The sequence below is a fragment of the Pontibacter sp. HJ8 genome (genome assembly GCF_054824225.1).
Genome location: NZ_JSYF01000177.1, coordinates 1 through 3394 on the forward strand (window position 1 = coordinate 1; position 3394 = coordinate 3394).

At 48.4% G+C, this 3394-nt stretch carries 3 protein-coding genes; 2 read left to right on the forward strand and 1 reads right to left on the reverse strand.

Going from position 1 to position 3394, the window contains the following annotated elements; genetic code table 11:
- Positions 1-12 precede the first annotated feature (12 nt).
- Both OB13_RS08945 and OB13_RS08950 read left to right on the forward strand, forming a co-directional pair.
- Positions 13-795 (forward strand): XRE family transcriptional regulator, encoded by a 783-nt coding sequence (locus OB13_RS08945; RefSeq protein WP_461489820.1) that lies wholly within the window; start codon positions 13-15, stop codon positions 793-795.
- Positions 796-979: 184 nt separating this feature from the next.
- The gene (locus tag OB13_RS08950) at positions 980-1699 is read left to right on the forward strand and encodes a pirin family protein (RefSeq protein WP_461489818.1); all 720 of its coding nucleotides are present in this window, start codon (positions 980-982) and stop codon (positions 1697-1699) included.
- Positions 1700-1813: 114 nt separating this feature from the next.
- On the opposite strand, the gene OB13_RS08955 is transcribed toward OB13_RS08950, so the two are convergent.
- Positions 1814-3394, reverse strand: a 1581-nt coding sequence (locus OB13_RS08955) for a M2 family metallopeptidase (RefSeq protein ID WP_461489819.1), incomplete at its 5' end; no start/stop codon positions are given.

A 3394-nucleotide genomic window follows, 5' to 3' on the forward strand; every position in this document is an offset into this window, starting at 1 on the left:
TTAGGTACTACAGTGGAAAAGGTAACATCGAATATCAGACACCTGCGCAAAACCGCAGGATATACACAAGCGCAACTGGCTGAAAAGCTGGATATTAAACGTTCTTTAGTAGGCGCTTATGAAGAGGGGAGAGCAGAGCCTAAATTGAGTACTCTTGTGAACGTAGCCCGACTCTTTGACATTACACTGGATGAACTGATCACCGCGGATGTATCGGATTCATCCTTCAGATCTGCTGCTGTGGCGGGAAACAGCCAGGGTGGTAAGTTGCGGGTATTGGCTATCACAGTCGATCAGGATGAACGCGAAAATATTGAACTGGTCCCACAAAAGGCCAGTGCCGGCTACTTAAACGGGTATGCTGATCCGGAATTCATAGAAGAATTGCCCCGATTCCGATTGCCTACCCTGGGACAAGGCGGTACTTACCGGGCTTTTGAAATAAGCGGTGATTCCATGCTGCCCATTTCTTCAGGTACTGTTATCGTCGGGCGGTATGTGGAGGATTGGAGCCAGATCAAAGATGGTACACCCTGTATTATAGTGAGCGAAAAAGAAGGGGTTGTTTTCAAACGCGTTTATAATAAGCTACAGGAAGCTTCTACTTTGCGGCTACATTCGGATAACCCGATCTACTCGCCTTACGAAGTACACCTGGAAGATGTACTGGAAATATGGGAAGCAAAGTCCTATATCAGTTCTACCTTCCCGATTGCCGATCTGTCGCTGGATAAATTATCCTCTATCGTACTGGACCTACAGAAGGAAATGCAAAAGCTAAAAAAGGTAGACTAGGTATAGCTAGTTTCTATTTTCAGGTATGACACAACAAGACATCCTGCTCCTAAATGGGCAGGATGTTTTGTTTTAAGATCAGAAACGGGCCTGTTGCTAACTAGATGAGTATTTATGCGTAAAGTCATAGCAGAACGATTTTTAGCCGGAATATCTCCATTGCACCACTTTACATTTTAGTAACATGATAGAACTTATTACCGCTTCTGAACGTCACCAGGCAACTGTAGAGGATTGGCTAAAATCTCATTACCTTTTTTCTTTTGCAGATCACTACGATCCGTCCAACATGCAGTTTGGGCCCTTGCGCGTTTTCAATGATGATTACGTAGCTCCGAAGTCCGGATTCCCCACGCATCCGCATTCTGACATGGAGATCGTCACCATTGTGCTGGCCGGTGAACTCACACATAAAGATAATCTTGGCAACGAGACAACTGTGACGCCCGGGCAGGTGCAACGGATGACGGCTGGTACTGGCTTGACGCATTCTGAAAGTAACGAATCAGAGGATGAGCTGCACCTGCTGCAGCTTTGGTTTGTGCCCAATACGCGAGAACTGGCACCTTCCTATGAAATGATGCACATCGATTTCCTGGACGCGAAAAATAAGCTCGTTCCCTTGGTGACAGGCCAGAAAGTGCTGGAAGATGTAGCCTTTCTGAATTCGAATTCAACCGTTTACTATGGCAATCTGGGTGATGGAGAAGTGATCGATTTCAGGACGTTTAAGATTAGAAAGACGTTGCTCTATGTCCTGACCGGAAGCCTGGTGGTAAACAGCGTAGAGGTAGACAGCAACGATCAGGTCAGAATGGACGATCAAGAGATCGTGAACATTACGGCTACCTCTGACGCGACCTTTATCCTGGTCGATGTACCTTCCCTGGAGGTAAATTACTAAAAGCTCTTCTTTCGGAAGGCTCTAAAAAACAAAAAAGAGGCGGAGCTGACATGATCAGCTCCGCCTCTTTTTTGTTTTCAGGTATACAATAACGTTATCTGCTTGACTTGCGCGTTAGATGGTATACTTTCTCCCTTTGTTCTGTTGCTTAAGGTAATCCATCAGAGGCTGGAAGTACTCTACCATGGCACGGGCACTCAGGTCTTCTCCTGTCTTTTCTTTCAACACTTGACGCCAGTCAGCAGAAGCGCCCGGATACATGATCTCCCGCAGGAAATTGCCGACCTCTTTGCTTCCATAGTAGTTGGTGGCATGCGGATCCTGCTTCAGAATGTTTTTGGCAATGTGATCGTGTAGCTGGAAGAGAATGACATATGACATGGCATAGTCATAGTATTGCGCCGGGTCATCGTTGATGTGCGTCTTGGTGGTGGCATCCGTAAACTGCTCATTGCGTTCAGCAGGAGGTACTATGCCCTGGTATTTCTTCACCAACTCCCACCAGCGCTTGTTCAATTGATCAGCCGGGAGGTTCTGGGCATAGAAATCATGTTCCCACTCGCTCATGACGCCCGATGCAAACGGTATGAAAGTGACATAGCTAAGCGCTTCTTTCAGTAATGTCTGCACTTCATCCGTCTTCGCATTTTGATCGATCAGCTTCAAGTTGGCAAGAAAAGGCTTCTGCATGGCGGCCAGGCCCATCAAACTTCCAATGGCTTCGTGGTAGGCCCTGTTCGCACCACTGCGCAGCAGCACAGGTACATCCGGGTTGGTATAGGTTATATAATAATAGATATGGCCCAATTCGTGATGCGTTGTCTCGTACCACTCTGCGTTCGGCTCCACGCTCATGAGGCAACGTACATCATGCTCCAGGTCCATGTGCCAGGCGGATGCATGGTTGTTCTTTTTATACTTTGCATTCGGGGGTACCGGGTATAAGCTTGATTTTTCATAAAAGGATTGTGGCAGTTGCGGAAAGCCTAGGCTCATATAAAAGCGCTCGGCCTGCTTAACCTGCCATTCAGCTCCTTTGGGTTTCAGGGCGGCATCCAGATTGATCCCTTTTACCTCGACCATCGCACTCCAGTCCTGTCCCCAGCGGTTGGGGAGCCAGTGTGCCGGCAGTTGGTCCGGCACCTGCTTCACGCCGTATTGTTTCGCCAGTTCATAGCGGGCATAGGTATGCAGCTCCCGGTACAGCGGACGCAGCTCCTCGTTTATCTGCTGCATGAGGTCCATCATTTCTTGGCGCGACATATCATAGTCGGAAGCCTGGTAGCTGAAGTAATCATCGTAGCCGAGGTTCTGCACCGTTTTGTTGCGCAGGTCACGCAGGTTCAGGATGCCTTCCCGCAGTTCTTTGCCTACTTCTTTGCTTGCCTGCCAGGCCGCCAATCGTTTCTTAACATCCTTTTCTGTTTTCAGAATGTTGTCGATGTCGTTTGTCGTGACGGATTTCCCGGAAAGCTTGTAGTCGAAGCCGTACAGTCTTTCAGTTTGATCCGTGTCTGCTTTGATGCGGGCGCGCACCAGGTCTGGTACTGTCTGCGGATTGTTGGCAGCAGCATAGAGGACGGCTTCCAGTTGCTTCACCTGCAACGCTGTCAGCTGGTTTTTCTGCTCCATGAAAGCACGCGCCTTTTCGATATTTTCAACGCTTCCCGTAAAAGATGCCAGTGCCTCATTGGC